General features: G+C 72.7%; 5 protein-coding genes. 4 read left to right on the top strand and 1 reads right to left on the bottom strand.

What is annotated here, in order from left to right; genetic code table 11:
* Positions 1-230 precede the first annotated feature (230 nt).
* On the top strand, positions 231-599 hold the full coding sequence (locus OP79_RS48115; RefSeq protein WP_033329568.1) for a holo-ACP synthase: 369 nt from the start codon (positions 231-233) through the stop codon (positions 597-599).
* A 19-nt stretch (positions 600-618) separates the two neighbouring features.
* Here the strand turns inward: OP79_RS48115 and OP79_RS48110 are convergent, their stop codons facing one another.
* The gene (locus tag OP79_RS48110) at positions 619-2,067 is read right to left on the bottom strand and encodes a bifunctional ADP-dependent NAD(P)H-hydrate dehydratase/NAD(P)H-hydrate epimerase (RefSeq protein WP_033329567.1); all 1,449 of its coding nucleotides are present in this window, start codon (positions 2,065-2,067) and stop codon (positions 619-621) included.
* Between the two features lie 121 nt (positions 2,068-2,188).
* Between OP79_RS48110 and alr the strand changes: the two genes are divergently transcribed.
* The 3 genes from alr (at position 2,189) to tsaE (ending at position 5,147) form a co-directional block, all read left to right on the top strand.
* Positions 2,189-3,331: an alanine racemase gene (gene alr, locus OP79_RS48105; RefSeq protein WP_033329566.1), complete on the top strand. Its 1,143-nt coding sequence runs from the start codon at positions 2,189-2,191 to the stop codon at positions 3,329-3,331.
* Between the two features lie 69 nt (positions 3,332-3,400).
* Entirely contained in the window at positions 3,401-4,648 is a 1,248-nt protein-coding gene (locus OP79_RS48100) for an alpha/beta fold hydrolase (protein ID WP_033329565.1), read from the top strand.
* Entirely contained in the window at positions 4,614-5,147 is a 534-nt protein-coding gene (gene tsaE / locus OP79_RS48095) for a tRNA (adenosine(37)-N6)-threonylcarbamoyltransferase complex ATPase subunit type 1 TsaE (RefSeq protein ID WP_078492529.1), read from the top strand. The genes OP79_RS48100 and tsaE overlap by 35 nt, the downstream gene beginning before the upstream one ends.
* Positions 5,148-5,821: the final 674 nt, after the last annotated feature.

Raw genomic sequence — 5,821 nt, 5'->3', positions numbered from 1 at the left:
TATGCCCGCCCTGCGACGGGCTGACGCACCGGCCCACGACCCCGCACCCCCCACCCAGGGGCGCGGGGAACGGCGCGAGCAACCACAACGCACCCGCAGCCGCCCAACCGCCGGAAGCACCCCGCGGGGAACTGCGCGACCAGCCACAACGAACCCGCACCCGCCCATGAACCGAACCCACCCTCCCGGTAGGCGCCCCTGCCCAACCGCCGGAGGCATAGGGTTGCGTCGTGATCATCGGAGTGGGGATCGACGTCGCCGAGATCGAGCGGTTCCGGGCCTCGCTGGAGCGGACACCGGCGCTCGCGGAACGGCTTTTCGTCGAGCGGGAGTTGTGGTTGCCGAGCGGCGAGCGGCGCGGGGTCGCGTCACTCGCGGCCCGGTTCGCGGCGAAGGAGGCTCTCGCCAAGGCGCTGGGGGCGCCGAGCGGGCTGTACTGGACGGACGCGGAGGTCGTCGTCGAGGACAGCGGGCAGCCGAGGCTGCGGGTGACGGGGACGGTCGCCGTGCGGGCGGCCGAGCTGGGCGTGCGGTCCTGGCATGTGTCGCTGAGCCATGACGCGGGCGTGGCTTCGGCGGTGGTCGTCGCGGAAGGGTAGAGGTCCCTCCAGGACCACGTCAGCTCATGACATCCCGCCACGCGGAGCGGATCGACTCGGACACATCGTGCGCGCCCATCGGCGCACCGTCCGCCGCGAACCGCCCCGCAAGCCCGTGGAGATACGCCGCGATACTCCCGGCGTCCAGAGCGCTCAGCCCCGAGGCCAGCAATGACCCTGCGAGCCCCGACAACACGTCACCGCTGCCCGCCGTGGCCAGCCAGGACGTCCCCGTCGCGTTGACCCGGACCGGTCCACCCCCGGGCGAAGCCACCAGCGTGGTCGAGCCCTTCAGCAACACCGTTGCCCCGTACCGCTCCGCCAGCTCCCGCACGGAGTGCAACCGCGCCGCCTCGACCGACTCCCGCGAGACACCGAGCAGGGCGGCGGCCTCACCGGCGTGAGGCGTCATCAGTGTGGGCGCCTTCCGGGCCCGTACGAGATCCTGGTCCGCGAGCCGGAGGCCGTCCGCGTCCACCAGGACGGGTACGTCCTGGGCGAGCACCTCCGCCACCGTCTGCGCGTCGTCGCCGGCACCCGGCCCGACGACCCAGGCCTGCACCCGCCCGGCCCGCTTCGGACCCTGGTCCGAGACGAGGGTTTCGGGGAAGCGGGCGATCACCGCGTCCCCGGCGGGGCCGACGTACCGTACGGCCCCGGCGCCGCCCCGCAGCGCGCCCGCCACGGCGAGTACGGCCGCGCCGGGATACCGCGAGGACCCGGCGGCGATCCCCACGACGCCGCGCCGGTATTTGTCGCTCTCGGCGCCCGGAACGGGCAACAGCGCCGCCACATCGGCATGTTGCAGGGCCTCCGCCTCGGCCTCGTCGGGGAGCGAGAGCCCGATGTCCACGAACCGCACCGAACCGGCGTACTCCCGGGCCGGATCGATCAGCAGCCCCGGCTTGTGCGTCCCGAAGGTCACGGTCAGGTCGGCACGGATCGCCGCGCCACGCACCTCACCGGTGTCCGCCTCGACACCGCTCGGCAGATCCACGGCGACGACGGCGGCGCGGGATGCCTCGGCCAACTCGGCCAAGGGGGCGGCGTCGGGGCGCAGTCCGCCCTTGCCGCCGATCCCGACGATTCCGTCGACCACGAGATCGGCGGAACGGACCGCCCGCTCGACCGCTGCGGCGTCTTCTTTCTGCCGGTTCGCGAGTGCCCTGCCGCCTGCCCGACGCAGCGCTGCCAGCCCGCCCGGATGGGTTCGCTCGGGAGACAGCAGTACGGCCGTGACGCCCGCGCCGCGGCGGGCAAGGCGGGCTCCCGCGTACAGGGCGTCTCCGCCGTTGTCCCCGCTGCCGACGAGCAGGACGACCCGGCGGCCGTACACCCGCCCCATCAACTCCGCACAGGCCGCGGCAAGTCCGGCCGCCGCCCGCTGCATCAGCGCCCCCTCCGGAAGCCGCGCCATCAAATCCCGCTCGGCCGACCGCACCGTCTCCACTCCGTACGCACTACGCATACGCCGAGTCTGGCGTACCCAGCCGGCGTCGCGGGCGCCGGCTCGGTACTCGGGCGAGCCCGCTGCTCACAGCGGTACGGGCTCGGCGAAGCTGTCAGCGCACTCTGAGACACTGGGCGCGATGAACGAGACAGCACCCGCGCGTGCCCGCGCCGAGATCGATCTGGCCGCTCTGAGGGCCAATGTGCGGACTCTGCGCGCCCACGCGCCCGCCGCCGCCCTCATGGCGGTGGTGAAATCGGACGCGTACGGACACGGGGCGGTGCGGTGTGCCCGGGCGGCGCTCGACGCGGGGGCCACGTGGCTGGGGACGGCCACGCCCGAGGAGGCCCTGGCCCTGCGCGAGGCGGGGCTGCGGGGGCGGATCATGTGCTGGCTGTGGACGCCCGGCGGCCCTTGGCGTGCGGCCGTCGAGGCCGACGTGGACCTCGGGATCAGCGGGCTCTGGGCCTTGCGGGAGGCCGCCGGGGCCGCGCGCGCCGCGGGGCGTACCGCTCGGGTCCAGCTCAAGGCCGACACCGGGCTCGGGCGCAACGGCTGCCAGCCCGGTGATTGGCCCGAGTTGGTCGCGGCAGCCCTGCGCGCCGAGGCCGAAGGGCTGGTCCGGGTCACCGGGCTCTGGTCGCATTTCGCCTGCGCCGACGAGCCGGGGCATCCCTCCATCGGGGCCCAACTCACCGCCTTTCGCGAGATGGTGACATACGCGGAGAAACAGGGCGTAAGGCCAGAAGTGCGACACATCGCCAACTCGCCCGCCACGCTCACACTCCCGGAGACCCACTTCGATCTCGTACGCACCGGAATCGCGACGTACGGCATCTCGCCCAGCCCCGCACTCGGCACCGCGGCCGAGCTGGGGCTGCGGCCGGTGATGACGCTGTCGGCCGCGCTCGCGCTGGTGAAGCGCGTTCCGGCAGGACACGGCGTCAGTTACGGGCATCACTACGTGACGCCAGGTGACACGACCCTCGGCCTGGTGCCCGTGGGGTACGCGGACGGGATCCCACGGCACGCCTCCGGCACGGGGCCTGTCCTGGCCGGCGGCAAGTGGCGGACGGTGGCGGGGCGGGTCGCGATGGACCAGTTCGCCGTCGACCTCGGCGGGGACCAGCCGGCAGTGGGGGAACGGGTGGTGCTGTTCGGGCCCGGCGATGAAGGTGAGCCGACCGCCGAGGACTGGGCCCGGGCCGCGGGCACGATCGCGTACGAAATCGTGACCCGGATCGGAACCCGCGTACCGCGCGTCTACGTGAATAGTGAATAACGCACAAGGCGGGTACTCACCTTCCCGGGGACGGCCCCCGGACCACACACCGGCAAAGAGGAGCGGTACGTGAGCGAGAGCAGGGCGGAGGCCGTCGCCTCGGTGGCCTCTGCCGCGGGGAGCGCCGCCGCGGGGAGCGCCGGGAACTGGCGTAGGGCGGGCATCGTGGGCACCGCGATAGGCGTCGTCGCCGCGGGCGCCGCCGCCGGAGTCGCGATAGAGCGGCTCACCGTCGGCCGCGGCATGCGCCAGAAGGCCCGGCTCGCGCTCGACTCGGCAGGCCCGTACGGCGCACTGCGCGGCATGCCCGGCACGGCGACCGCGGACGACGGCACGGAGATCTACTACGAGATCGACGACGTGGAACAGGACGCCACGCTCACCCCCCGCCGCCGCAGACTGTTCGGCCGCAAGGCCCCGGCTCCCGTCACCGTCGTCTTCAGCCACGGCTACTGCCTCAGTCAGGACTCCTGGCACTTCCAGCGCGCCGCCCTGCGCGGAGTCGTACGCACCGTCCACTGGGACCAGCGCAGCCACGGCCGCTCCGGACGCGGTGTCGCGCAGGTCCAGGACGGTGTGCCGCTCGACATCGAGCAGCTCGGCCGAGATCTGAAGGCCGTGATCGACGAGGCCGCCCCCGAGGGCCCGCTCGTGCTCGTCGGCCACTCGATGGGCGGAATGACGGTGATGGCCCTTGCCGACCAGTACCCCGACCTCATTCGCGAGCGGGTGGTCGGCGTCGCACTCGTCGGCACGTCGTCGGGAAAGCTCGGCGAGGTCAACTTCGGGCTTCCCGTGGCGGGCGTCAACGCGGTACGGCGCGTGCTGCCCGGCGTGCTGAAGGCGCTGGGGCAGCGGGCCGAGCTGGTGGAGAAAGGGCGGCGGGCCACGGCCGACCTGTTCGCCGGGATCATCAAGCGGTACTCGTTCGCGTCCAAGGACATCGACCCGGCGGTCGCACGGTTCGCCGAGCGGCTGATCGAGGGCACACCGATCGATGTGGTCGCCGAGTTCTACCCGGCGTTCACCGACCACGACAAGACGGAGGCCCTGGCGTACTTCGCCGAGCTGCCCGTCCTCGTACTGTCCGGCGTCAAGGACCTCGTCACACCGAGCGAGCACAGCGAGGCGATCGCGGATCTGCTGCCGGACGCCGAGCTGGTGCTCGTGCCGGACGCCGGACACCTGGTGATGCTGGAGCACCCCGAGGTCGTCACGGACCGCCTCGCCGACCTCCTCACCCGCGCGGGAGCCGTCCCGGCCGGCGCTACCGTAGGCGGCTATGGAAGCACCAGCAGCACCGCACAACCCGGCTGAGCAACCGATGCCGTACGTCACCACCGAGTTCACCGTCAACTCCCCCGACCAGATGCAGGAGTTGGGCCGCCGCCTGGCCAAGCTGCTGCGCCCCGGCGACCTCGTGATGCTCACCGGCGAGCTGGGCGCGGGCAAGACGACGCTGACCCGAGGGCTCGGCGAGGGGCTTGGCGTACGGGGTGCGGTCACGTCCCCCACCTTCGTGATCGCCCGCGTGCACCCCCCTCTCGGCGACGGGCCGCCGCTCGTCCACGTCGACGCCTACCGCTTGGGTGGCGGGCTGGACGAGATGGAGGACCTCGACCTCGATGTCTCGCTGACCGACTCGGTGATCGTCGTGGAGTGGGGCGAGGGGAAGGTCGAGGAGCTGACCGAGGAGCGGCTGCACGTGTTCATCCACCGGGCGGTGGGAGACACGACGGACGAGGTCCGGCACGTGACGCTCCACGGGGTGGGCGAGCGGTGGGCTGCCGTGGATCTGAGTGTGCTCTCGGCTTGAGAGCCGGGGTTTCGTAACGTTCCGACATGGCGTCGGCAAGAGGTTGCGTGGGGTGGCTTCGGCGTGTTCATATGGATACCGGTGCTGGTTAGGGTTACCTAACTACGTCTGCTCCCGGAGCCCCAGGAGGCGGCCATGTCGACTTCGGATCGTGACCCTGTTCCTGCGGAGCTTGGCGGGGTGTCTGTACGGGAGCTGCTCGCAGCCGGCGCCGCCGCCCGCGTCGTGTCGACGCCACCGCGGGACCCGGCGCCCGCGCCGGAGGGGCGGCAGCACCGCGAGGCCGCGTAAGCAGGGGTTCCTTTCCCCAGCCCCGCCCCTTCCCGAAACGGGGGGCTGCGCCCCCAGGCCCCCCGCCACGGGGTGTTGGGTGACAGTCGTGCCGCGGCTGCGGGTGCGTCGTGGCTGATCGCGCCCACGCGGCGGAGCCGCAAATCGGATACAGCCCCGCGCCCCTAAAAGCAAAAGCCTGCGGCTACCCGCGGCCCGAAGACCCCGGCGCCCCGAACAAGCCCGCGCCCCGAGGACCCGGGCCCCGGGAAAGCCCGCACCCCGACGAACCCTGCCCCCTCCCACCGGCGGGAGGGGGCGTGGGCCGGTGCGTCGTATGCCCGTCGCTTAGCTCCGGTCTCGGAGAACCCGCACCGTGTACCAGGCCAGGGCCGTATGCCCGC

It is taken from the genome of Streptomyces yerevanensis (genome assembly GCF_000716805.1).
Classification (GTDB): Bacteria; Actinomycetota; Actinomycetes; order Streptomycetales; family Streptomycetaceae; genus Streptomyces; species Streptomyces flaveus.
This window is presented reverse-complemented; position numbering and strand designations above follow the sequence as displayed.